Source organism: Halobacteriovorax sp. RZ-2 (assembly GCF_043196685.1).
GTDB lineage: Bacteria > Bdellovibrionota > Bacteriovoracia > Bacteriovoracales > Bacteriovoracaceae > Halobacteriovorax_A.
Window position 1 is genome coordinate 543,710 of the sequence record NZ_JBEBMR010000003.1, and the last position, 22,930, is coordinate 566,639.

The window sequence follows — 22,930 nt, forward strand, 5'->3', positions numbered from 1 at the left end:
GAAATGTAAGAAATTAACCTAAAATTAAAGAAGTCAACGAAAACTGGCGATTAAGTAAGTAGAAAATTAAGGAAATAGGCCAATGAAGGTAATATATTTAATTGTATTCTTATTTATCACATCTTCCTGTGTTCCACAGGTTGCGCGTCCAGATGGATTCTTTGACGACATCAATAATATCGATACTTGTGAAGATCTATTCTTTCTTCTAAACGAAGGAAATGTATGTGCAAGTTCATGTGGTGAAGGAGAAGTCGTTGCAGACGAAGCACAATTAGAAGAAATCCTGGCCGACGAAAGTCTTGATGACTTTACTCGTGAAAATATTGAGGCCTCTGCTGGTGTTTGTATCACAGCACCAGAAGTGATTGCCCGTCCAAGTGACTCTGTTTTTATTGATGACGATTTTTGTATTTGTAAGAATCAAAAAGTTGCCTCGGTAACAAGTGGTGCCTCTTGTGCAGCAACTTGCCAAGAGAAGACGGCCACAGTAGCTACCCTGTACGGAACAGTAACTGTTGGGCCAAAAATTAAAGACGACACTAACCTACAAAATCTTTTTGGTTTTTGTAACAACTCAATAGATAATGGCGCTCAAAACCCACCTTCTTGTCAGTTAGTTGCTACAGATATCGATGGACGTCGCTACACGGCCGATCTTAAGACTTATCAAGGAACAAATATTTTTGAAGCAAACCTTGAGGCCACAACAGTAAACTTTGGAGAAGCTTATACTTTCCATATTGAAGAAACTGGAAGTGGTGTTGAGAATGCAAAAAGTGATTACGAGCAGTTTAAGTTATTTGAGCCAGGTGATGATGACGAGTACGAAGGTAACCTTAAGATCAAGCTTATCTCACAATACACTTGTATGATTCGTGCGACGGCCACAAGCTCAAATTACGATCCAAGCGATCAGATCTATCTTGATACTGTGAGAAAGCACTTCTACATGCCTGTTGACTACCCGACTCCTTATCTTCCGCCGGGTGTTTCAGATACTATCTTTTGTCACGACTATATTAAGACAGGGCAAAATGATGATGCTCCACAATTTCCACGTCTAGAACTAGTGCCAGATCACTTCTCTTTATGGGATGTAAATGATGTGCGCTTTATTGCAGATGGTGAAAATCGCAAGGTTGATTTCCTTATTAAAGATCGCATGATTGAAATGGGGGCCAACGTAAGCGGGACAAAATCGTACTTTGCACCTCTTGAAACTTGTGTGGCACCGAATGTTAGCGTTGAGGACGGAGGCTTCCCAGAGGCCTGTTCAGGAGCTGAATCAGGGCTAATTCAATCAGGGCTTGCTATGATTCCATTCTTTACTGACAATAGTGGGCGCGCAATTTGTCCAGGCTACACTGAGTACAACTCATCTAATATTGAATTCAAGGCCCTTGGTGAGATTATTGGAACTCCAACAGAAGGCCTATACTTTGCCAAAGGTCCACGTGAAGTAATTGATCTTGGTGATGGAAATAAGCAAGAGATTAAGCCTGCTGATGTTATGTTTATTAGAGAAGGTCAGCTAAAGAAGATCTGGTTTCATTTAACAAATGATGGAATCCACTACAAACCAACGAGCGATACACAATCGCAACCAACATACTTCTACTGGCCAGCGGACGAAGATGCGCCATACGTACAAAAACGAGGGTATCAGAAACTTTATCAAGTGATGCACTCAAGTGAGCTTGCAAGCAGTGGTTACACAACATCAATTCCTACAACAATCAAGCCTCTTGATCGTAAGATGGGTTGTATTCCTGTAACGAGTGGTAACTAAAGCTAGAGAACTCTTTTAATGAAAACATCAACGCTTGGATCTAAGTAGTCTTTATAGATAAAATAAAGAACACCTGCTTTTAGGCCCGTTGAAAAAACAAAGAAGATTAGCGACTTTACGTAGCGAAAAACAAAGAACTCGTCTTTCTTAATAAATGCACGCTTAAGAAAAAAGCTAAGAATAAATAGGAATATAACAACTCCTAGAGCAAGCTTTAAAACATCCTTATCCTGTGTTAACTCGAATAAGTAGAGTAAGGCCTTATCATCTTTTACAATCCCTACAGCAAAGTTTACAAGCTTATCGCTATTAACAAAGAATTGCATGATTGGGTTTTGCGTGGCATTTTCGCGAATCATTTGGGCAACTTGAGCGTCAGGGACATTTTTAAATTGTGCATTAATCATCTTAATTGCACGTCTCATCATCTCAGGGTCGGCCTTACCATTTTTTAGACCGAGACCTTGTGTTGGCATATTTACGACATTAACGGCCTGGCCACCATTATTTTTGATTTCTTGGTTAAGAGTCTCAATTGACTCTTGAAGGTTTTCGATATCTTGAGAAGAAGTAGTCTTATCACGACTATCGTAATCTTCATCACCATACGCAAAAACCCCATGTGTACTAAGAAGTACACACAGGGCAATTAAGTATTTAATAAAATTTAATTTTGAATTAAGCGTTTGCATCTGCAGTTTTCGCCTGCTCCCCTCTAAATCTATCAAATAGAAGTACAACTGGTGCAGCAACGAAGTTAGATGAGTAAGTACCAACAACAACACCAAGAGTGATTGCCATAAAGAAATCACGGATTGCAAGACCACCTACGAAGAACATTGTTGCTGATACGAAAAGTGTCGTACCAGAAGTAAGGATTGTTCTTGAAAGTGTTTCGTTAATTGCATTATTGATGTGATCTTTGATATCACGTCCAACAAACTTTGCTTCATGCTCACGTACACGGTCATAAACGATAACGGTATCGTTAACTGAGTAACCGATAACGGCAAGGATTGCAGCAACAGTCTGCAGAGTAAACTCTGTTCCAGTTAGAGCAAATACACCTAGAATGATTGTTACATCGTGGAAAAGAGCAACAATTGCACCTGGCGAGTATTTGAAATCGAAACGTAGACCAACGTAGATCATAATTGCAAGTAGTGCCCAAAGCATTGCTAGGAAACCAGATTTTCTAAGCTCAGCACCGGCCTTAGGACCAACGATATCAACTTTTCTGATCTCAACACCATCTTGTGCATACTTAGTCGTTAGTGTTTTTGAAACCTTTTCAGTAACTTCATTTAAGTTACCTTCGTTTGCACTAACTTTAAGAAGGTATTCATTCATTTGAGGCTCACCGATTGTTTGGATCGTTACCCCAGTGAAACCAGCTGACTTCATTTCACGACGAAGCTCATCTAGGTTTTCAGTTTTTTGGAACTTAACTTGAATCTCAGCACCACCACGGAAGTCTACCCCGTATTTCATTTTAGTACCGATAAGAACAAGTGAAGCAATAACTAGAATCGCAGAGATAAGACCTGCAATCCCAAATTTATTAACAAAATTGAATTTTGTATTACTTTTTATAATTTCAAACATCTTAAACTCCAATCCTTAAATGCTTAAGTCCTGCCCTTCTACTTTATTCATATAGAATTCAAAGAATAGCTTTGAAACAAAGTAAGAAGTGTAAACAGTTGCAAAAATACCAATTAATAATGTAACAGCGAAACCTCTAATTGGACCTGTACCAAAGTTCAGAAGACAGATACCAGCAAGAGCAGTCGTGATGTTTGCATCAATAATTGTCCAGAAAGCAGAGTTGAATCCGTTTTCAACAGCTTTATAAAAGCCGACATTATTTCGTATTTCCTCTCGAATACGCTCGTAAATAATGATATTGGCATCAATTGCCATACCAACAGTAAGAGCGATCCCTGCAATACCAGGAAGAGTTAGAGTTGCACCAAGTCCAACAAGCATAGCTAAAACAATTAGAACGTTAAGAGCTAGAGTTGTAACGGCGAATACACCAGAAATTCTATAGTAAACAAGAATGAAACCAAATACTAGAATACAACCAATGATTGCAGCAAATCTAGCTTTATCAATTGAGTCAGCACCAAGTGATGGACCAACTGTTCTTTGCTCAAGGAAATCAAGTTGTACAGGAAGAGCACCGGCACGAAGAACAAGAGCTAAGTCTTTTGCTTCTTTAAGTTGCTCATTATAACTTTTTCCACCTAGAGAAATCGTCGCGCGTCCTCCAGCAATCTTACCGTTGATACGTGGAGCTGAGTAAACGTTACCATCTAGTGTAATGGCCATTAAACGTCCAACATTTTCACCAGTAACTTCAGCGAAGATCTTTGCACCACGAGACTTAAAGTTAAGTCCTACTTCTGGGTTGTTATTATTTTGTGGGTTGAATTGAACTCTAGCATCCTCAAGGTCTTCACCTGTCAGACGAGCAATTGATTCAATTAAGTATGGAACTAATTGAAGGATATCACCTTTTGCATTAGTTACTCTTTCAAATGCAAGAATATGACCCTTTGGAAGATCAGAAGCTACGATTTCGTTTACCTTTGAAACGTAATCAGAAAATCTCTCACCTTTCTTATACTCAACGCCTTGCTCTTTTGCTTTTGATACCCAACCTTGAATTGTGATTGGAGCAATTTCAGAGTTTACCATTTTGAATTCTAGCTTAGCTGTTTTACCGATTAGCTCTTTTGCTCTTTCGATATCCTTAACACCTGGAAGCTGAACAACGATGCGGTCCTTACCTTGAGAGATAATCTCTGGCTCAGTTACACCAAATTCATCAATACGGTTACGAATAACTTCGATCGATCTTTTTACAGATTGATCTTCGATATCAGTCTTAACTTTCTTAGTTAGGGCAACAGAGATTGTACTACCAGTATCTTTAGTTACTCTTAGAAAACCATTGTATTGGTCATGAATAATATCCTTTAAAGTCTCAACATCAGTAGTTGAACCTAGGATAATTTCTTGGCGTGGATCTAGCTCATCAGATGAGTCTAGGTCACCAATTTCAAAACCGTTACCAGTTTTGTCCTTGAAGCTAAATTCTAAACGGCGCGCGTATCCTTTAACCTCGTCTTTGTAGACCTTTTTGAAGTCAATTCCTAAGATCATGTACAGACCACCTTGAAGGTCTAGTCCTAAGTTGATCTTAGACTTAACTGGAAAATTGTCAGTTTCTTTAAAATTAAATGCAGTAGGTACAATCGAAATACCTGAAATGATCGCTACGATAAGTAGAAATACGAAGCGATACCACCAGCCTCTTCTCATTAGATTCTCCTAATCCTTGGGTTTCTTTTGGTTTTCTCGAATAATAGAGTTAAATAAACTACAAAAATTATATGAGATTAACTACTTAAAAACAATATTAAGAGAATATTAATTTCAAAAACTTACGATTGCTTCGTTTTTTCCGACTTAATTGCTTGGTCTTTTTCTTCTTCAGAATTATTAGAATTCTTAATTTCGGCATCACCTTGCGCTGCAATGCTAGCTTCCGGTGACTCTGTGATTTGTGATGCCACAGATTCCTCTTTGTGAGAATTGGTCTCTGCAGCATCATTGACGTGATCCATTAAATCATCTTTGGCCTTTTGAAACTCGCGAAGTCCTTTTCCTAAACCTTTTGCCAGTTCAGGTAATTTTTTAGGTCCGATAAAAATCAGAGCAAAAACTAAAACAATAAGTAATTCACCAGCACCAAAGCCACCAAACATAATTACGCCTCTTTTTTATTAGAAAGGATACTTTCTTCAAGTCCACCAAGTTGTGAACGTAAGATTTTAATACGTGTACCTTCAGCAATTTCAAGGTCCACAACTTTTTCAGTCATCCCAACAATTGTACCAAAAATACCAGACTTTGTGTAAACACGGTTACCTTTTTCAAGTGTATCAAGCATTTTCTTTTCTTCTTCCATTTGTTTCTTTTGTGGTCTGAAAACAAGGAAATAAAAAATAGCAACAACAGCAATAATTGGAACAAAGTTCATCGCTGAATTAGCTGGAGCCGCAGCACCACCTTGAGCATAAGCATTAGATATAAAAAGTTGTAACATTTGTTTCTCCTAACTTTTATTTTAATTTATTGGCCTGAGGCCCATTTTCGTGAAGTGTATCTGTTATAAAATTCTTTGTAATAATCGTCAAACCTATCCGCTAGAATCGCTTCGCGTGCATCCTGAGTCATCTTAATCATGAAATAAAGATTGTGATAAGTGATCAAGTTACCAGAAAGAAACTCTCCAGTTGTATAGAGGTGTCTAATATAAGAACGTGAATACGTTTTACAAACTTTACAATCACAACTTGGATCAGGCGGAAGAGTGTCTTCTCTAAAGCGAAGATTCTTAATATTAAGTGGCCCATCGTGTGTTAAAAATTGTCCGTTACGTGCGTTTCTTGTTGGAAGAACGCAGTCAAACATATCAATACCGGCACGAATTCCATTGAGAATATCAAGAGGCTTTCCAACACCCATTAGGTATCTTGGTTTTTGATCTGGCATTGTGTGAACAAAGTCATTTAGGAAATCAACCATCTCTTCATTCTTCTCACCAACAGAAAGTCCACCAAGAGCAAGTCCTGGAAAGTCCATTTCTTCTAAACGCTGCATACATTCCGTACGAAGATCTTTATGAAGTCCACCTTGAACAATACCAAATAGTTTTTGATAATCGCGAAGCTTGTAATCGATACAACGCTTGGCCCATCTAAGTGTCAACTCCATACTCTCGCGAAGAGTTTCTTTTGTTGCAGGAAGTTTTGGACACTCATCAAATGCCATAACAATATCAGAGCCTAGGCCCTTTTGAATCTCCATACTTTTTTCAGGAGAGATTAAGTGTTTTGAACCATCAATATGTGAAGAGAAAGTTACACCTTCTTCAGTAATTTTATTAATGTCTGAAAGAGAAAATACTTGGAAGCCACCAGAGTCAGTTAGAATTGGACGATCCCAATTCATAAACCCATGAAGTCCTCCACCAACTTTTTCAATAAGCTCATGCCCAGGTCTTAGGTATAAGTGATAAGTATTTCCAAGAATAATTTGAGCATTCATCTCATAAAGATCTTCTTGCCACATACACTTAACAGATGCACGAGTTCCAACAGGCATAAAGATAGGTGTTTTAATTTCACCATGCTCAGTTGTAATTGTTGTTGCGCGGGCCTTACCGCTATATCCTTCAACTTTAATCATATTCTCTTACCTTAAAATTAACATCGCATCACCATATGAAAAGAAACGATATCCCTCTTTAACTGCAATATTATAAATCTCTAATGTTTTCTCACGGCCAATTAGCGCACTCACAAGCATAAGTAGCGTTGATTTTGGTAAGTGAAAATTTGTCACTAAACCATCAATACTCTTCACATCAACACCAGGGTGCAAGAAGATTGAAGTATCCTTCATCTCTCCTGGAGTATAGTCATCCACTCCATTTTGCCAAATCGTTTCAAGAGTTCTTAAACTCGTTGTCCCAACAGCAAAACGCTTTTTTGCATTTTTTATTTTTTCGAAATTTACTTTATCAACAAAGTAATTTTCAGAGTGCATTTTATGATCTTCAAGATTATCAACCTTGACTGGCGCAAAAGTTCCAAGCCCGACATGTAAAGTTACCTTCGCAATGTCATGTCCTTGTCCCTTGATCTGCTCTAATAGTTCATCCGAAAAGTGAAGCCCTGCTGTTGGAGCAGCAACACTTCCAAGCTCATTTGCAAAAACCGTTTGATAATCTTTCTTATCTTGATCATCCGACTCTCCCCCGCGAATATAAGGAGGAATTGGAACGAGTGCATTTGCATTTAAGTAATCAATTAGATCATTTCCAACAATAGATGGCGCAATTAAGAACTCACCTTCAATATTGTCGACAATTGAAATTGTCAGTCCATTAGCGAAGATATATTTATCACCGGCCTTCTTTTTTCCACGGGCCTTAACAAGGGCGCGGTAATATCCGGCCTCATTAGGCTCAACTGTTAAAAAGAAAACCTCTGCATTTCCACCACTTTCTTTGTGACCTTTTAGACGACAAGGAAATACCTTGCTCTGATTAAGAACCAAAGTTGTCTCACTTGGGAGAAAATTAATCAGTTCATTAAATTTATGATGTGAGATTGTATCAGTTTCACAGTTGTAAACTAATAATCTTGAGTGATGACGTCCTTCAATTGGGCGCTCCGCAATCTGCTCTTTAGGCAAGTCGTAGTCGTACGACGATAGCTGTAAATCCACATTATTTAATTGATTCATAGGTCCCGATAGTAGCGTGAAATTAGGTAATCGTCATCATGTAAGTTTTTCAAATCACAACTTTCTTATATTCAAATGTAAAGAAAACTGCAAAAACTTACAAAAAGCAAAAGAGAGGGAAATTTGAAGTTAAATCTTACAAAAATCGTATTATTTTCAGCGTTAATTTCAACAAATTCGATGGCCATTAATAAAGTTATTTATGGAAACGATAATAGAGTTGATGTGCACGAATCAAATAAAGGTTTTCTAGTTGATAGTGTTGCGGCAATGGTTCCAGGTTACGCTTTTTTAAAAGATGAAAAAGGAAAAGTTGCTGACACAAAGCTTCTAAGATTTCCTACTTTAAAATATCATAGAGGTTACCCTACATGTGGTGACATGAGATTTAGAGACCAGCCAACGATTGCAAGTTGTAGTGGATTCTTAATTGGAAAAAATCTTCTTATGACGGCCGGACACTGTATGATCTCTGGTGGAACAGAAGTTTCTGACCAAGTGACATCAAAGTGTAGAGATAATAAATGGGTATTCAATTATAACTCAACATCAGTAAACAAAGATGGACAATTAGAAATTAAAAAGAGTGACGTCTATAGTTGTAAGCGCGTTGTAGCGGCATCTTACACAGGTTCCCTAGACTACGCAGTCGTTGAACTTGAGCGTGAAGCGACAGATAAAAAGCCTCTAACTCTAAACATGTCAACAAATGCAACAGCAAAAGGTACAGATATTTATGTGGCCGGCTACCCTACTGGACTTCCTCTTAAGGTTGCAGATGGTGCCAAGGTTATCTCAAACCCAATTTACAGCAAAGAGATCATCACTGACCTCGATACATTTGCAGGTAACTCGGGATCTCCTGTTTTAAATAAGAAAGATGAGGTAATTGGAATTTTAGTTGCTGGTGAAATCGATTATGCCTTTGATTTTGACAAAGGTTGCTATAAAGTAAACGTATGTAAGAAGCAAGGTGGAAAGTGTGAACGTCAATCATCTCCGCTTGGAGGCACTGGTGAAACTGTTACAAAAGTTGTCTCTGCTTATACTGATTACAAATTAAAAGAAGCTTTAGGGCCTTATATCTTTGAAGAAGGCGCTAAGAGCGAAGAAGAAGTGGAAGAAGTCATTGAAGAATACGAAGAAGAATACGAAGACGAATATTAAAGCTAGAATCACTAAAGAAGAAATCAACTCTTTCGAGATGATTGATTACACGGGCCAGATTCATCTGATTGATACAGAACAAAAGGCCCAAGATATTTCAAAAAGATTTCAAGAATTAAATCAAAAATACAATTGCACGGGCCTTGATACTGAATCGAGGCCTTCTTTTAAAAAAACCGATAATTTCCGAATAAGCCTTATTCAAGTTTCATTTGAAGATGAGTGCTTCCTTTTTCGTTTGAATAAGATCCAATGCCCAGACTACTTAGTAGATTACTTAGAGGACGAAAAGCTTATTAAGACAGGTGTTGCCGTTAAAGACGATTGTCGTGATCTTAAAAAGCAATACCATATCAATGCCAAAGGTGTTGTTGATGTTCAGGATCTCGCCAAGGCCCAAGGCTATATCACTCTTGGCCTGCAATCCCTTACAGGAATTCTTTTAGAGAAGAAGATTTCAAAGAAAGCAAAGCTTACAAATTGGGAAAATAACAAACTAACCGATGCCCAGATTCGCTATGCTGCAACTGACGCCTGGATTTCATTAAAGCTTTATCAGGCCCTAGAAGCCAAATAAGAATTTCTTTTCATAATCTTTCATCAAAGATTCATGATTTTTGATCATGATAGATCGTATGAAAGTCCTAAGGATATTGATTATATTGTTTTTCGCTTCTGGCGTTTATGCACAAAAATCAAAAAATCAGAGCGGTGCATATCGAATGGATAGCTTTGGAACAACTAATCCCTATGAAGAAGCAGCTATTCCTGATGATCGAAAAATTCGCCAACCTTCCTCTGAAGAAATCTATAAGTACAAGTATGAACTTGAACAAAATCCCAAGTGGCAGGATATCGAAGAGAATTGTGGGGATCGATGCATCTACCCAGACTCTCGTGGTAAATAATTACAGCAACTTAAACTAGGTAAATTATTTCCTAAATAAATTCAAACTCATTCATTCTATAATTTAACCAGAATGAATGTTATTAAGTGCGCAATAATATTAACATTCCTTGGCCTTACTCTTACCTCTTGTTCAGGAGGCGCAGAGGGTGCATCGGGAATTCAAGCAGCTCCTGTTGGTCAGGCGGCACCTACTGCTATCTCAACAGCACAAGCTGTCATTACAGGTGCTCTACCTCAAAATTCACCGGTCATTTCTTGGACCAATCCAGCAAGTTTAGATCATATTGAATACGCACTCGGTACTTCTGCAGGTGGTACAGAGCATACGGCATGGACGGACATTGGAGTTGTCACAAATTACACTCACACGGCGCTGGTAGGTTTAACACAATGCCAAGCTTACTACCCTTCTGTGCGCGCAGTAAGTGCGACAGCGCAAATCTCAACAACACTAACAAGCACAAGTTTCTACTGGGACAACAGCGCTCCTACAGGTCTAGGTGTGCCAGATGTTTCTGCAGATGATGCTACAGCAGGGTCATCAACGACGACAACATGGGTAGCAGCGACAGATAATTGCGTTCTTGATCACTACGAGATTGCAATTGGAACAACTGCTGGTGCAACTGATGTACAAACTTGGATCGATATTGGAAATGTCACATCCTATAAAATTCAAGATGGCGTAAATGGTGCAAGCTTCACTCTTACTGAAGCAACAAATTATTATATAACTTTAAAGGCGGTCGATGAGGCCGGTTTTGAAATAATTCAAAACTCAGCAGCATTCCAAGTTTTTAATCCGGCCACATCGTTACCAAATATGGTAGCGCGCTTAGATGCGAGTGATCTTAGTTCAATCTTAGATAGCGGCGGGCTTGATGCTTCAAATGGTGCCTTCAATGGTTCAGTTGAAGACTGGCTTGATACATCTGCAAGTGCCAACACTCATCACTTCTATCAAAATGGCGCTGCTCCAACTTTTGACGGAGTTGATAATCATGTTGTCTTTAATGGATCAAACCAGTACCTGACTGTTGCAAATCATGCGGAATTAAATACGGCCACTACTGATCAAAGAAATATCACAGCGTCTATTGAGACTTCGGCCGATATTACAAGCCTACAAATTATCTACGAAGAAGGCGGGGCCAGTCGTGGGATGAATATCTATATTCAAAGTGGAAATCTCTACTGTGGATTTTGGAATATTAACGATGACGGTGATGGCAGCCAGGCCTTCACTTCTGTCAGCGCGCCAATAGCAACAAATACCATTTACCACGTTACATGGGTATTTGATTACACCAACTATGCTGGTTCGGCCGGGCCTGACGGTGACCTTACTTGCTATGTCAACGGAAGTTCAATTGGATCAACAACATCAACTTCCCTTTTATACGCACACTCAGGGGCCATCTCCCTTGGTTCATACCTTAGTGATAGCTACACTCACACTGGCAACCTAAGTGGAAATGGCGGCTATTTTAATGGTGACGTCATGGAACTAATGCTCTTTAACGATCCCCCAGATGCAGCAACAGTGAACACAATTCATACATATCTTGAAGATAAGTGGAACTAGGCTAGCTCAAATCATAATCATCTGATATAAATTCCTCATGAATTTAAGTGTATTTGATATCTACTCAATCGGTATTGGGCCAAGTAGTTCCCATACGGTAGGGCCTATGAGGGCCGCTAAAGAATTTATGGATAAGCTCATCTCAATGGGCCTCTACAATGAGACACAAGTTGTCTCAACTGCACTCTATGGATCTCTTGCCTTAACAGGAAAAGGTCACGGTACAGACAAGGCCGTCATCCTAGGGCTTAGTGGTTATACGCCTGAAGATATTTGCCCTGATCAAATTGATCGCATCCTAGATCTTGCCCACGATAAAGAAGAACTTACATTCTTTGAGGGCAAAGAAAACGCGAAAACAATCTCATATATTCCACGAGAACATATCTTATTTCACCGCAAGCAAACGCTAGACTTCCATTCAAATGGAATGTGCTTTCAAGCGATTGATAAAGATGGAAAAGAGCTATTCAAAAAAATCTATTATTCAATCGGTGGTGGCTTTATTGTTGCTGAAGGTGAAAATAATGACGGCGATATTTTTTCTCAGCACACTAGCAAGGTTAAGTATCCATTCACTTGTGGTGATGAATTACTAGAGACAGCAAACAAGAATGAGATTTCGATTTGTGAGCTAATAAAGACAAACGAAACAACATGGCGAAGTGAACAAGAGATTAACAAAGGTCTGCTAGAGATATGGCAGGCAATGGATAATTGTATCAATAGGGGCCTTAAGGCTGAAGGACAACTTCCCGGTGGCCTAAAAGTAAATAAACGCGCAAAGAAATTACATGAAGCGCTCTTAAAGAAAGATTGCGAAAAGAATCTTGATCCTCTAACGATTATGGACTGGGTAAATCTCTTTGCGATTTCAGTAAATGAAGAAAATGCCTCTGGTGGAAAAGTTGTGACGGCCCCAACAAATGGAGCGGCCGGAATTATTCCTGCAGTTATTAAATACTATCTTAAATTTGTTAAGGATGCCTCAATTGAAAAAGTCGTGGACTTCCTTTTAGTCGCAGGCTGTGTTGGTATTCTTTATAAAAAGAACGCATCGATTTCAGGTGCTGAAGTTGGATGCCAGGGTGAAGTTGGCGTTGCTTGTTCAATGGCCGCAGCAGGTCTTGCACAAGTTCTAGGCGGAACAAACGAGCAGATCGAAAACGCAGCAGAAATCGCTATGGAGCACAACCTAGGACTGACTTGTGACCCTATTGGCGGCCTTGTGCAAATTCCATGTATCGAGAGAAATGCCATGGGTGCTGTCAAAGCAATCAATGCAGCTAGAATGGCCATGCGTGGAGACGGAAGTCACTACGTGAGTCTTGATAAGGTTATCAAAACCATGAAAGAAACTGGCGCCGATATGCAGACGAAGTACAAGGAAACAAGTCGTGGTGGACTCGCTGTTAACGTCACAGAGTGTTAATTCAGCTAGTTAGACACGCTACTTCTTTCACACGTCAAGATAAACACTTTCATTTTAGTGACTCACATCATACAAAGACCTACTTTTACATAGGAAATTTGGGAGAGAGTCATGAAAAAGATCTTAATTCCTCTAATGCTACTTACTCTGTTTACAGGTTGTAAGGAAGTTAAAGAGGCCATCAAAATGCCACAAAAAATGGATAAACTTGGTGAGACGACTGACGGTATGAGTGATACAACATCACAGCTATACTCACAGCTTCGTTCGGCACAGTCTTCAGTTGAAAGACGTGATGCTTTCGCACTTATCCTTAATGATAATATCGAAATGGGTCAAAAGCTTACAAATGCTGCAAAATTCTTTATGGCATTCGAGTACAACCTTTATACGGGAATTAAGCCTTACGATAACTTAGAAATTCGTGACATGCTTTTCTATGATGCAGTTGAAGAATTTTATAAGAATATGGCCTCTGTTTATGAAACAGATATTAAGGGTGAATTCAACGTTAAAAAAGCAATGAAGAAAGGTAAGATGACTCCTATCCATACAGGAAAGTGGTCACTTAAAAAACGTAACTATGAGCAATCTTTCTATGCTGTAGCTGCGGCACTTCACAAGGTTCACCACCGTCAAACATTCAATGCAAAAAATAATGGTTTTGCAGAAATGTCGATGTACACACTTATGAAAGATGCACTTATCAAAGACTCTCAAGGTGCAACTCTAAGTAAGTCAGAGGAATATATCGTTGCAGGTCACAACCGTGAAATCTCAATTGCTCTTTTAAAAGCACGTATTGATATCATCCTTGCACTTGCAATCAATGATTCAATGGATGCCGATGAAGCTTCATTTTGGCCAGGACTTCTTCACGTTGTATCAGGTGGAAAACTAGGAAAGCTAGAACTTCCTTCTACTTTTGAAACGTCAAATGCAGCAACGATGCATGAAGCGAATAAGAAGATCGAAGAAGCACTTAAGTGTTATGACTTCCTTCTATCAATTGGTGTTAAGCACGAGATCGATAAGAAAGTTAAAAATATCTTCGATAACGTTGATCTTCCAGAGCTAGATAATATCCAAGCTCAAAATGACAATATTCAAGAGTACAGAGAATATATTCATCAAATTCAAAAAATCGATTAATTCAAATAAAAGAAAAGGCCTCGTTTGAGGCCTTTTTTATTTTTTAAGATATGCTCTACTAATTATATCCCTCATCGCTTTCTTACACTCAGGCTCACTTGACTCTCCTAATGTATTAAAAAGCTCACTCTTATCCTTATCATTTTTTATTAAGTCTGAATCTAGAATAGATGCAATAGACCGTCCCTTACATTCCTTTGCGGCCAATAAAAGATTATTACTAAGAGTATGATCTTCGATTTTATACTCATTATTCTTTAAGAGATAAGTTAGAAACTTCTGGCTATTCATAACCACCATAAAGTTTAATAAACTTCCTGGGTGACATTTCTTGTCTTCATTTAATTGACAGATATAACTATCATATTCAGAAATCTTACTAGGAAGAAGATGAAGGATAATATCCTTTCGATCAAACCTTGTCGCAAATTCAAAAATGACCTTTTCATTCAGCCATTGGTACTGCTTATCATCAGGCATTCCACTATCATAATATTTAATAAACTTACTCGAATCTTTATCTTTTAAAAGTGTTATGAATTTAGCTTCTTTAATAAATCCAAATCCAGAATGAACGATATATGAATTATAATTTATGTGATTAAAGCTTGAGATAAAATAGAAAAGTAAAACAGCACCTATCCCAAGACTTGATGTGAGCTTTAAGTTAAGGATCAGCTGCTTCTTTAAACTTGTTTGTAATAAGCGAAACTTCTTATGCTCATTATATGGCCTATCATCTTTATAAACTCTTACAAAAGTATGAATGATAAAAAGGCATAAAAATAGTGGAAAAATCCAAATTGCACTATCCTCAGTAATAACAACACCTAGGAGAAGCAGAGAAATCCCAATAAATATAACATTTAGAACTAAAAAAGGAATATTAGTTAAAGAAATAAGAGGATTTCTAAAAAGTCGATTAAATTGATGTCGCTCTTGAAAGGCAAAAGTTCTTACATTAAATGAATTAGCAAAAAAAATGAATAAAAGCATAGTAGATAATATAACCTTTTCATCATTCATATCGTTTTGAGAAGAATTTAATAAAAGAAAGTCGGCCATGTAAAGACCTGCTATGATGCTATAAAAATAAGAGAAGAAAAATCCAAAAGCTTGAAGCAACATTTTGTGAAACAGACTAATTGGAAGAGTTAAATTATATAGACTCCCGGTCAATTTATAAGGCGATCTAATGGTCTGAGAGCGACTCTTATTTAAAACAATCGAAATAAAAATAACTGAAAATGCAGTAATTGGTAGAATATTTAGTTCAAATTTTGAATAAACAATCCAAGATAAAAAAAGACAAAGAAGAAAGAATAGAGTTTTAAGAAAAATGACATTCTTATTCTCTTTGATATTATTAACAATAAGATTTCCAAGAACACTATGCTGCTTCATAATCGACAATCCCATGAGACCTAATTGTAAGAACTCTATTACTGTTTAATGTCGTATCTTCAGGTATATTTGTTGCCATCACAACACTTCGCCCAGATGCACACTCTTTTGATAAAAGCTCACCTAACAACTTACGTGCCTTTCGATCAAGAACGGCAGTTATCTCATCAATTAGGATAAGAGGTGTACCAGATGCGATGGCCGCAATGATTTGAACACGAACCTTCATTCCAGTAGAAAGCTCATGGATACACTTATCTCGATCGAGCTCAAAATCAGCGAGGAGACTTTTTTCTTTTTCGATATCATAATCAGGATAAAGAATTTGATAATTATCTAAAATGAAACCAACACGAGAGTTTTCATCAAAATCAAAATCATGTGAGTTAAAGAACATTTTCTTAAAGATCTTTGAACGATTATGCGTTGGGGCCATATCAAAAACATTAACATGACCATTTAGCGGATTATATACACCTAGAACAAGATTGATAAGAGTACTTTTACCTGAACCATTCTTTCCAAGTAAAATGACAAATTCACCGGCGCCAACTTTTAAGGAAACATTCTTAAAAATAACTTCGCCATCAGGGAAAGTATAATCCAAATTCTTAAGCTCAACTAATGAACTATTTGAATTAGCGCCCATATCCCCTCCATTCAATTATAAATAATAATTGTACAGGTGGTTCAAGCAGATACAAAAATCAACTAATTAGCGTGAATAGACTTCCTCAAATTATAGGCAGTCTATTTCTTAAAGTGGTCAAGAAAGGCCTGAGGCGCCTTGGCAAGCTTTCGCTCTTCATAGTCAAAGAAGACTAGTCCATTTTTAGCGTAAGCAATAAGACGATCACCACAAGTGAACTTATATAGAAGGTCATAGCCGTATTCACTAATATCTTCGACAAACATTTCAACTTCTAAAATGTCTCCGTGAAAAGCTTCTCCGCGGTACATGTAAGCAGCGTCAGCTTGAATGAGAGACTTCCCAAAACAATTTAGTTCATCATGGCCAAGGGACTTTAGAAAACGCAGACGTCCTTCATGACAAAGTGTTGCCACAGCATCATTTCCCATATGATTTCCATAATTGACGAAGTTAATTGTTAGCTCGATTTTTGTTTTAAAATCTGCTTCTCTTTGAGGTGTCGATAATTTTATACGTGCCATGGATAAATTTTAACTAATTAAACTTACTCACACAAGATATAAGAATTCATTATTGGGCCGAGGAGATATTGAGGCCTTTCTTGTTAGATAAGAATTTTACTAATAATTCGTGTCTGTTATTAACAACCATTGCCTTAATAAGGATATCGTCATTGAGCCATCTAAAATCGCGATCTAAAGGCATACCTTTATCATAGTAGGCTAAAAAATCATCAGGCCGATTCTTGATAAAAACAAAAGCATATACAGGTTTGGCCATATGAAAGTATGACAACAACTGTTGCGTATTTGCAGATGAATAGCGGATATACCTAAGCATCGAAAGACAAAAGAAAGAAATGATAAGAGATAAGCAGCAGATCATAAAACTTCTTTCGAACCATTTCTTTAAGGCCTTACTTGGAAAGAGTAACTCTCCGAATAGCTCCTCAGGTTTATTAGAGAATCGAAGTTGATAAATCAATAAAGATGCCACAAGGATGAAGCTTATATTTGGAATATAGGGAATATAATCAAATAAAATAATTAGGATTAAAATTGTAAGGGAGATGAAAAAGAATAATGAAAATAGAGTAATTAATTTAAGAAGGCCTTTTAGAGAATATAACTCTCCAATTGCTAAATTACGTCTATAGAAACCCCATTGAGCCTTCATAAAACCCCTCTCAAGTTAGATTTTATCGTCACTCATGAAATCTTCTAAATACGCCTATTTACGCGACATTTGAGAGTTTCATACTTGAGGATATTGGCCAATTTAGTGGCCATATCCATAGAGCTTATTTGGAAAAGATTAGATCAACAGGAATCTACGAATCTTTAATCTCATTAAAGATATATTCCTTCGCGTAGCTTAGAAGTGCATCGTTTTCAAGAACATGATTGGACCATGCATGGAAGCCATGTGAAAATTCTTTGAATGTCACATCCACTCCTTCTCTAAGTAGCTTCTCATAGAACATTAAACTGTCATCATAGAGAACATCATACTTAGCGGCATAGATATAAGTCTTTGGTAATGATTCAAGTTCATCACTATAAAGTGGAAAGATCGCAGGGTCCTGCATATGAACTTCTCTATTTGAAATTGCATAATCCAAAAGTTTTAAGAGCATGGATTTCGATAATCCACTCTCTTCTCCACTTTCATACTTATTGGCCGAAGTTGTCTCAAAGTCACTTTGATAATGGCCTGTTAAAAGATGAAGGTCTGTAATTTTAAAGCTCTTATCACCCAAGTTGTTATTGGCCAAGCTAAGTAGAGTCGCAAGGTTTGCACCAGCAGAGACACCTGTTAGCGTAAAAGACGTCACTCCTTTTAGATGAAGATCATTTAAAAGAGCTAGGCACCAACTTGTAATCTCAGGAATACTCGACTCTGGAGATAATGGATAATCTGGGCAGATGATATACGAAGACTCATTATGTTCACTAAAGAGTGCTTGGCAGAATTGGGCACTTGTATACTCATGTCCTGTCACATAACCACCTGAGTGAAGATGGATCGTACAATGAGATTGCGGTTGGCCCCACACTAAACAGGTCTGGTTCAGGAGTTTTTGAGTTGAACAGCTCACGAGCTTCTTATACTCACCTTCAATAAGCTCCATGGCCCTTCTAAGCTCATCAAGGGTGATGCGAGAAAAGCGTTTAATGCCCACATCAAAGAATGACTGCATTGAAGAAAGTCGTTTCTGATGAATGAATTCAGTAATTGATTTAGACAATGTGTAACCCATTACATTTACACGGAAAAGTATTTATTAAATAAAGTATATAAATAAAATTCCGATAGTTAAAATTAGTAAAACTATTTTCGCTATTTTAATCAAATAAAGGTAACAAGGCCAATGAAAGCATTCTCTTTAATTGTATTGATCTGTACACTCATGGCCTCAAATAGTTTTTCTTATATCATTGTGGATAATGAAATCCATTCACCAACGCCTATTGACGATACTCAAGCAAAGCTCTTCAAAATTGATGACGATGGAATGGGCCCAATTATTCCGAAAGAAATTGAACAAAGTCGATTCCCCGCAAGCATTCCAACTGAAGATGAAAATGGTCATATTCAAGATAGTGACGAAAAATATAAGAGACCTTACAAGTAAAAAACTATCAATCAATATCCACAATAATTACATAAAAAATCCAAAGTACAGTTTCATAATCAAACCAAAGAGCTAATAGAGCTATAACACAAAAAAGAGGTAAGATATGAAACTAATTCCCATGACTTTAATTGTTGTCCTACTGACTACGCCAGCGTTTGCACGTAAAGATAAGCAGAAGAAAATGTCTGAGAAGTCAGAAACTCATCAAATGATGAAAAAAGATAAGAAAGCAAAAATGAAGCATGACAGAGATCGTATGCCTGCTTCAAAAGAACGTAAGAAAGGTGTCTCGTTAACTGATACTCACTTTCTCATATACGAATAAGAGTATTTTGATAGAGAGGAAAGAGGTTTAAAATGAAAGTCCTCACATATATCTTAATTACACTGACTCTCCTTGCATTCAGCATGGAGGTTTATGGTGAGCGCTATACGGCCATTATAGATGAGAACGACCCATCTGTTCAGAGGCTGATTCACGGTGAAGAAGAGCAGCGCGCAAGTCAAGAACGTAATCAGTCACGTGAAGAGAAAATGGAAGAAAAGAAAATGGAGCGTACACCTGCTTCGCAAGATCAGGGTCAAGATCAAGATGAATATAGAGTGAATGAATACATGGAAAGACATGCCAGACCTCCTCTATTTGATCGTAAGTACAAATAAGATATTGAATTTACTTCAGTATCTTATTTTTTACAATTATATTGCACACAATATAATTTTGTAATATATAATACTCATATAAACTAATCCCCAGGAGATTATGTATGAGCATCTATGATTATAAAGCAGTTGATATTAGAGGAAATGAAAGATCTCTATCTGAATTTAAAGGAAAGAGTCTCCTTATTGTAAATACAGCAAGTAAATGTGGCTTTACACCTCAATATGAAGGACTACAAAAGCTCTATGATAAGTACCAAGGTAAGCTAGAGATCTTGGCCTTCCCATGTAACCAATTTGGAAAACAAGAGCCAGGAAGCTCAGAAGATATTCAGTCGTTTTGCGACTTAACATTTAAAACTTCGTTTCCACTTTTTGAAAAAATTGATGTTAATGGAGACAACACTCACCCACTTTACCAATATCTTAAAGACGAGTTACCAGGTCTATTGGGCAGTAAGAAAATCAAGTGGAATTTCACAAAATTTCTCGTTGATAGTGAAGGGCATCCAATAAAAAGATATGCCCCAATTGATAAGCCTGAAAGCTTAGAGAAAGATATTGAAAAGAGTTTCAAGAAATGAGTGAAGACATTCTATTAATCGACAATCAAGTATGTTTTAGTCTCTACAGACTGAGTAAGTTAATTACAAGTCAGTATAGGCCATATCTTGAAGAGATTAACCTCACCTACCCACAATACCTTGTCATGCTTGCCTTATGGGAAAATGACAAGATGAATATGTCTCAACTAGGTGAAAAGCTTTCCCTTGATAACGGGACTTTAACTCCATTAATTAAGCGCCTTATTGAAAAAGGAATGGTTGAGAAGAAACGTTGTCTTGAGGATGAAAGAATTGTCTACATTACAACCACGACAAGTGGGAAGAAATTAAAGAAAAAAGCAAAAACAATCCCGCAGAAGCTTCTATGTTCAAATAATGTTGATCTAAAAGAGATCCAAAAACTTAAAGCTGAAGCGGATAAGATATATAACCAGTGGAGCACACATGAAGAATGAAGAAATTATAAAAGCACTTAATTGGCGTTATGCTACAAAGATTTTTGATAAAACAAAGAAAATTTCAGATGAGGATTTACATGTATTAAATGAATCTTTAAGGCTTGCGGCCAGCTCATTTGGCCTACAACCTTGGAAGTTTATTTTAGTAAACGATCAGGAAACACGCGAAAAATTAAGAGAGCATTCTTGGGGACAATCTCAAGTAACTGATGCTTCTCACTATGTTGTACTTGCTTACCTAACAGAGCTCGACGAGGAATACGTTGAAAAATTTGTCCAATCAATTGCTCAGCAAAGAAATGTTGAACGTGAAAGTTTACAGGGCTACTTTGATGTCATGAAAGGTGCCCTTATTGATGGGCCTCGCTCAAAAACGATTCCAGAGTGGTCACAACGCCAAACTTATATTGCCATGGGACAGCTTCTAATGACAGCAGCGATTCAAGGAATTGATACTTGCGCTATCGAAGGGATTGTTCCTGAAGAGTACGACAAAATCTTAGGTCTTGAAGGTACAAAGTACAAAACTCTTGGAACTGTGGCCCTTGGCTACAGGTCAGATGAGGACAAGTACAAGGATCTTGAAAAAGTCCGCTTTAGCTTCGATGAAGTATTTAAAGTAATCTAATTGTTATCTAATAACTTGCGGTCAATTCAATTGGCCGCTTTTTTATGTTATGCTGACATCATGATTATCGCCCCAGTTCTTATATTCTTTATTCTCCTATTTGGTTATTTCTTCTATAAGCACTATTCTCATAAAATACGAAGAAATCTTTTGAAAAAGAAATACGAGCAAAATCGATTATTTTGGAGTGACTTTCTTACATCGCAAACCTCTCTATTTAATGAGCTCACGAACTCAGAAAAAGATAAAATATTAAATTCAATCTTAGTTTTTTACAGTGAGAAAAAGTGGCACGAATCAATCGAAGAAGAGCAACGTATTCTGACTTCATACTACGCCTGTCTACCAATCTTTAAAAGAAAGACAAATTTCTACCCAGGCATAAAGTCCATCGATAGTGCGTGGCCCTTTGAAAAATGGTTGAAGTTCAATGAAAAACAATTTGAAATTGATTTTGGAAAGCTTGCCTTAAAAGAGATGAATGGTGATTTTTCCAAGCTCTCTCTGATGTACTTTGAAAGAGCACCAGAGCTTGCGAGCTCAAGGCCTACGATCTACGAAAACCTTAACAAGTTTTACCGCTTTCACCTAAAAGACTAATAGAAGTCAGCATTATTTGAGCTATACGGGTGAATTCTCTTATAATTTTCTCCCTGCTCAATATGCGCCTTTATATTAATCAAGTTCCACTTAAAGGTATTGGTAACACTTCTCTTTGTTATAAAATTAAAGATCTGGTTCCAAAAAAAGTATTCAAATTTAGAGGGCGGACTCTCAAGCTCAAGACGGTCTATGTAACCAGAGCGAAACGTTAGAGACGTCTTATTTTCATCAAGCTTCTTATAGAATTGCTCCACAAGAAACTCTCCCTTTTCATCGTAGTTCATAAAGTCCATAAACTCATTGAAGTTATAGGCCCTAATTTGCTTATAGTACTCTCCTTGAGCTTTCGTGACTTTGGTGGTCGTTTCATCCCAGAAAGTCCCCTTCTCGCTCTCTCGTCGATAACAGCGACGAGTAAAACCAATATCACTATCCTTTAAATTTGCATTCCAAGGACACTCAGAAATGGGGCAAGATACAATTTTGTAGAAATAAGTCGACCACTGGCGGGCATTTTCATTTTTAGAATTATAGTCCCACACCACATCAATAGGGGCCTCGATAACCACTGTATACTCAGCGTAATCAACGGGTTTCGTGTACTCTCGCGCAGCTGCGGTAGATGATAGTGCAAACAGCACAAATAGAAGAAAAACTCTCATATCATAAGCTTAAGGCACAATGCCACAGCGGGTCAATATCAAGCAAGATTTTTCGTTGCCAATTAAATTCTAAGTGATTAATATATCTAAAGAATTCAAGTGATTTCAATGTGCCTAGGTGGTGAAATTGGTAAACACGCACGGTTGAGGGCCGTGTGCCGCAAGGCTTGCTGGTTCAAGTCCAGTTCTAGGCACCATTTCCAAAACAAATTCCAAATATCATTTTTTAATACATAACTTGCTTAGTTAAAAGCAAGCCGTAGGCGTGCTGGTTTTGGAGGCGTCAATTGCCAC

At 37.6% G+C, this 22,930-nt stretch carries 27 protein-coding genes and 1 tRNA gene; 15 read left to right on the forward strand and 13 right to left on the reverse strand.

Annotated features, from left to right (window positions below; all coding sequences use genetic code 11):
• Positions 1–82 precede the first annotated feature (82 nt).
• On the forward strand, positions 83–1,792 hold the full coding sequence (locus tag ABMA78_RS14160) for a hypothetical protein (RefSeq protein WP_392860967.1): 1,710 nt from the start codon (positions 83–85) through the stop codon (positions 1,790–1,792).
• Positions 1,793–1,794: 2 nt separating this feature from the next.
• Here the strand turns inward: ABMA78_RS14160 and ABMA78_RS14165 are convergent, their stop codons facing one another.
• From ABMA78_RS14165 to queA, 7 genes are all read right to left on the reverse strand, one after another.
• Positions 1,795–2,484, reverse strand: coding sequence for a hypothetical protein (locus tag ABMA78_RS14165; RefSeq protein ID WP_392860969.1), 690 nt, complete (start codon positions 2,482–2,484; stop codon positions 1,795–1,797).
• Positions 2,471–3,397 (reverse strand): protein translocase subunit SecF, encoded by a 927-nt coding sequence (gene secF / locus ABMA78_RS14170; protein WP_392860970.1) that lies wholly within the window; start codon positions 3,395–3,397, stop codon positions 2,471–2,473. Before secF ends, ABMA78_RS14165 begins: the two co-directional genes overlap by 14 nt.
• Positions 3,398–3,412: 15 nt before the next feature.
• Positions 3,413–5,122 carry a protein translocase subunit SecD gene (gene secD, locus ABMA78_RS14175; RefSeq protein WP_392860971.1) on the reverse strand — a complete coding sequence of 570 codons (1,710 nt, stop codon included), beginning with the start codon at positions 5,120–5,122 and terminating at the stop codon, positions 3,413–3,415.
• Positions 5,123–5,244: 122 nt separating this feature from the next.
• Positions 5,245–5,568, reverse strand: coding sequence for a twin-arginine translocase TatA/TatE family subunit (locus ABMA78_RS14180; protein WP_392860973.1), 324 nt, complete (start codon positions 5,566–5,568; stop codon positions 5,245–5,247).
• Between the two features lie 2 nt (positions 5,569–5,570).
• Positions 5,571–5,909, reverse strand: coding sequence for a preprotein translocase subunit YajC (yajC, locus tag ABMA78_RS14185; protein WP_021267106.1), 339 nt, complete (start codon positions 5,907–5,909; stop codon positions 5,571–5,573).
• 26 nt (positions 5,910–5,935) lie between these two features.
• Positions 5,936–7,054 carry a tRNA guanosine(34) transglycosylase Tgt gene (gene tgt, locus ABMA78_RS14190; RefSeq protein WP_392860975.1) on the reverse strand — a complete coding sequence of 373 codons (1,119 nt, stop codon included), beginning with the start codon at positions 7,052–7,054 and terminating at the stop codon, positions 5,936–5,938.
• Between the two features lie 6 nt (positions 7,055–7,060).
• A complete protein-coding gene (queA, locus tag ABMA78_RS14195) occupies positions 7,061–8,116 on the reverse strand; it encodes a tRNA preQ1(34) S-adenosylmethionine ribosyltransferase-isomerase QueA (protein WP_392860977.1) in 1,056 nt (351 codons plus the stop codon).
• A 123-nt stretch (positions 8,117–8,239) separates the two neighbouring features.
• Between queA and ABMA78_RS14200 the strand changes: the two genes are divergently transcribed.
• From ABMA78_RS14200 to ABMA78_RS14225, 6 genes are all read left to right on the forward strand, one after another.
• Positions 8,240–9,283, forward strand: coding sequence for a trypsin-like serine peptidase (locus ABMA78_RS14200; protein ID WP_392860979.1), 1,044 nt, complete (start codon positions 8,240–8,242; stop codon positions 9,281–9,283).
• On the forward strand, positions 9,246–9,860 hold the full coding sequence (locus tag ABMA78_RS14205; RefSeq protein ID WP_392860981.1) for a 3'-5' exonuclease: 615 nt from the start codon (positions 9,246–9,248) through the stop codon (positions 9,858–9,860). The genes ABMA78_RS14200 and ABMA78_RS14205 overlap by 38 nt, the downstream gene beginning before the upstream one ends.
• 76 nt (positions 9,861–9,936) lie before the next feature.
• Complete coding sequence (locus ABMA78_RS14210) at positions 9,937–10,191, forward strand: hypothetical protein (protein WP_392860983.1); 255 nt, start codon at positions 9,937–9,939, stop codon at positions 10,189–10,191.
• Positions 10,192–10,263: 72 nt separating this feature from the next.
• Positions 10,264–11,778, forward strand: coding sequence for a hypothetical protein (locus tag ABMA78_RS14215; protein ID WP_392860984.1), 1,515 nt, complete (start codon positions 10,264–10,266; stop codon positions 11,776–11,778).
• Positions 11,779–11,815: 37 nt separating this feature from the next.
• Positions 11,816–13,210 (forward strand): L-serine ammonia-lyase, encoded by a 1,395-nt coding sequence (locus ABMA78_RS14220; protein ID WP_392860986.1) that lies wholly within the window; start codon positions 11,816–11,818, stop codon positions 13,208–13,210.
• A gap of 111 nt (positions 13,211–13,321) precedes the next feature.
• The gene (locus ABMA78_RS14225) at positions 13,322–14,362 is read left to right on the forward strand and encodes a hypothetical protein (protein WP_392860988.1); all 1,041 of its coding nucleotides are present in this window, start codon (positions 13,322–13,324) and stop codon (positions 14,360–14,362) included.
• 36 nt (positions 14,363–14,398) lie between these two features.
• Here the strand turns inward: ABMA78_RS14225 and ABMA78_RS14230 are convergent, their stop codons facing one another.
• The 5 genes from ABMA78_RS14230 to ABMA78_RS14250 form a co-directional block, all read right to left on the reverse strand.
• Positions 14,399–15,766, reverse strand: coding sequence for a hypothetical protein (locus ABMA78_RS14230; protein ID WP_392860990.1), 1,368 nt, complete (start codon positions 15,764–15,766; stop codon positions 14,399–14,401).
• Positions 15,753–16,415 (reverse strand): ATP-binding cassette domain-containing protein, encoded by a 663-nt coding sequence (locus ABMA78_RS14235; protein WP_392860992.1) that lies wholly within the window; start codon positions 16,413–16,415, stop codon positions 15,753–15,755. The genes ABMA78_RS14230 and ABMA78_RS14235 overlap by 14 nt, the downstream gene beginning before the upstream one ends.
• 101 nt (positions 16,416–16,516) lie before the next feature.
• On the reverse strand, positions 16,517–16,939 hold the full coding sequence (locus ABMA78_RS14240; RefSeq protein ID WP_392860994.1) for a thioesterase family protein: 423 nt from the start codon (positions 16,937–16,939) through the stop codon (positions 16,517–16,519).
• Between the two features lie 49 nt (positions 16,940–16,988).
• Positions 16,989–17,594, reverse strand: a complete 606-nt coding sequence (locus ABMA78_RS14245) for a hypothetical protein (RefSeq protein ID WP_392860996.1) — start codon at positions 17,592–17,594, stop codon at positions 16,989–16,991.
• A gap of 154 nt (positions 17,595–17,748) precedes the next feature.
• The gene (locus ABMA78_RS14250) at positions 17,749–18,666 is read right to left on the reverse strand and encodes an alpha/beta hydrolase fold domain-containing protein (RefSeq protein WP_392860998.1); all 918 of its coding nucleotides are present in this window, start codon (positions 18,664–18,666) and stop codon (positions 17,749–17,751) included.
• A gap of 123 nt (positions 18,667–18,789) precedes the next feature.
• Between ABMA78_RS14250 and ABMA78_RS14255 the strand changes: the two genes are divergently transcribed.
• From ABMA78_RS14255 to ABMA78_RS14285, 7 genes are all read left to right on the forward strand, one after another.
• Positions 18,790–19,053 carry a hypothetical protein gene (locus tag ABMA78_RS14255; RefSeq protein WP_392861000.1) on the forward strand — a complete coding sequence of 88 codons (264 nt, stop codon included), beginning with the start codon at positions 18,790–18,792 and terminating at the stop codon, positions 19,051–19,053.
• Positions 19,054–19,159: 106 nt separating this feature from the next.
• Positions 19,160–19,381, forward strand: coding sequence for a hypothetical protein (locus tag ABMA78_RS14260; RefSeq protein ID WP_392861002.1), 222 nt, complete (start codon positions 19,160–19,162; stop codon positions 19,379–19,381).
• A 32-nt stretch (positions 19,382–19,413) separates the two neighbouring features.
• Positions 19,414–19,719, forward strand: coding sequence for a hypothetical protein (locus ABMA78_RS14265; protein WP_392861004.1), 306 nt, complete (start codon positions 19,414–19,416; stop codon positions 19,717–19,719).
• Positions 19,720–19,823: 104 nt separating this feature from the next.
• The gene (locus ABMA78_RS14270) at positions 19,824–20,303 is read left to right on the forward strand and encodes a glutathione peroxidase (RefSeq protein WP_392861006.1); all 480 of its coding nucleotides are present in this window, start codon (positions 19,824–19,826) and stop codon (positions 20,301–20,303) included.
• Positions 20,300–20,740 (forward strand): MarR family winged helix-turn-helix transcriptional regulator, encoded by a 441-nt coding sequence (locus tag ABMA78_RS14275; RefSeq protein WP_392861008.1) that lies wholly within the window; start codon positions 20,300–20,302, stop codon positions 20,738–20,740. Before ABMA78_RS14270 ends, ABMA78_RS14275 begins: the two co-directional genes overlap by 4 nt.
• A complete protein-coding gene (locus ABMA78_RS14280) occupies positions 20,730–21,371 on the forward strand; it encodes an NAD(P)H-dependent oxidoreductase (RefSeq protein WP_392861010.1) in 642 nt (213 codons plus the stop codon). The genes ABMA78_RS14275 and ABMA78_RS14280 overlap by 11 nt, the downstream gene beginning before the upstream one ends.
• Before the next feature lie 60 nt (positions 21,372–21,431).
• Positions 21,432–21,971, forward strand: a complete 540-nt coding sequence (locus ABMA78_RS14285) for a zinc-dependent peptidase (RefSeq protein WP_392861012.1) — start codon at positions 21,432–21,434, stop codon at positions 21,969–21,971.
• Here the strand turns inward: ABMA78_RS14285 and ABMA78_RS14290 are convergent.
• Entirely contained in the window at positions 21,968–22,636 is a 669-nt protein-coding gene (locus tag ABMA78_RS14290) for a hypothetical protein (protein WP_392861014.1), read from the reverse strand. The genes ABMA78_RS14285 and ABMA78_RS14290 overlap by 4 nt on opposite strands.
• 112 nt (positions 22,637–22,748) lie before the next feature.
• Between ABMA78_RS14290 and ABMA78_RS14295 the strand changes: the two genes are divergently transcribed.
• Positions 22,749–22,833: transfer RNA gene (locus tag ABMA78_RS14295), tRNA-Leu, on the forward strand.
• Positions 22,834–22,930: the final 97 nt, after the last annotated feature.

Bases quoted from the DNA above. Each gene is read 5' to 3' on its own strand.
- ABMA78_RS14160 (WP_392860967.1), top strand. From the start codon at position 83: ATGAAGGTAATATATTTAATTGTATTCTTATTTATCACATCTTCCTGT.
- ABMA78_RS14165 (WP_392860969.1), bottom strand. From the start codon at position 2,484: ATGCAAACGCTTAATTCAAAATTAAATTTTATTAAATACTTAATTGCC.
- secF (WP_392860970.1), bottom strand. From the start codon at position 3,397: ATGTTTGAAATTATAAAAAGTAATACAAAATTCAATTTTGTTAATAAA.
- secD (WP_392860971.1), bottom strand. From the start codon at position 5,122: ATGAGAAGAGGCTGGTGGTATCGCTTCGTATTTCTACTTATCGTAGCG.
- ABMA78_RS14180 (WP_392860973.1), bottom strand. From the start codon at position 5,568: ATGTTTGGTGGCTTTGGTGCTGGTGAATTACTTATTGTTTTAGTTTTT.
- yajC (WP_021267106.1), bottom strand. From the start codon at position 5,909: ATGTTACAACTTTTTATATCTAATGCTTATGCTCAAGGTGGTGCTGCG.
- tgt (WP_392860975.1), bottom strand. From the start codon at position 7,054: ATGATTAAAGTTGAAGGATATAGCGGTAAGGCCCGCGCAACAACAATT.
- queA (WP_392860977.1), bottom strand. From the start codon at position 8,116: ATGAATCAATTAAATAATGTGGATTTACAGCTATCGTCGTACGACTAC.
- ABMA78_RS14215 (WP_392860984.1), top strand. From the start codon at position 10,264: ATGAATGTTATTAAGTGCGCAATAATATTAACATTCCTTGGCCTTACT.
- ABMA78_RS14220 (WP_392860986.1), top strand. From the start codon at position 11,816: ATGAATTTAAGTGTATTTGATATCTACTCAATCGGTATTGGGCCAAGT.
- ABMA78_RS14225 (WP_392860988.1), top strand. From the start codon at position 13,322: ATGAAAAAGATCTTAATTCCTCTAATGCTACTTACTCTGTTTACAGGT.
- ABMA78_RS14230 (WP_392860990.1), bottom strand. From the start codon at position 15,766: ATGAAGCAGCATAGTGTTCTTGGAAATCTTATTGTTAATAATATCAAA.
- ABMA78_RS14235 (WP_392860992.1), bottom strand. From the start codon at position 16,415: ATGGGCGCTAATTCAAATAGTTCATTAGTTGAGCTTAAGAATTTGGAT.
- ABMA78_RS14240 (WP_392860994.1), bottom strand. From the start codon at position 16,939: ATGGCACGTATAAAATTATCGACACCTCAAAGAGAAGCAGATTTTAAA.
- ABMA78_RS14245 (WP_392860996.1), bottom strand. From the start codon at position 17,594: ATGAAGGCTCAATGGGGTTTCTATAGACGTAATTTAGCAATTGGAGAG.
- ABMA78_RS14255 (WP_392861000.1), top strand. From the start codon at position 18,790: ATGAAAGCATTCTCTTTAATTGTATTGATCTGTACACTCATGGCCTCA.
- ABMA78_RS14260 (WP_392861002.1), top strand. From the start codon at position 19,160: ATGAAACTAATTCCCATGACTTTAATTGTTGTCCTACTGACTACGCCA.
- ABMA78_RS14265 (WP_392861004.1), top strand. From the start codon at position 19,414: ATGAAAGTCCTCACATATATCTTAATTACACTGACTCTCCTTGCATTC.
- ABMA78_RS14270 (WP_392861006.1), top strand. From the start codon at position 19,824: ATGAGCATCTATGATTATAAAGCAGTTGATATTAGAGGAAATGAAAGA.
- ABMA78_RS14275 (WP_392861008.1), top strand. From the start codon at position 20,300: ATGAGTGAAGACATTCTATTAATCGACAATCAAGTATGTTTTAGTCTC.
- ABMA78_RS14280 (WP_392861010.1), top strand. From the start codon at position 20,730: ATGAAGAATGAAGAAATTATAAAAGCACTTAATTGGCGTTATGCTACA.
- ABMA78_RS14285 (WP_392861012.1), top strand. From the start codon at position 21,432: ATGATTATCGCCCCAGTTCTTATATTCTTTATTCTCCTATTTGGTTAT.
- ABMA78_RS14290 (WP_392861014.1), bottom strand. From the start codon at position 22,636: ATGAGAGTTTTTCTTCTATTTGTGCTGTTTGCACTATCATCTACCGCA.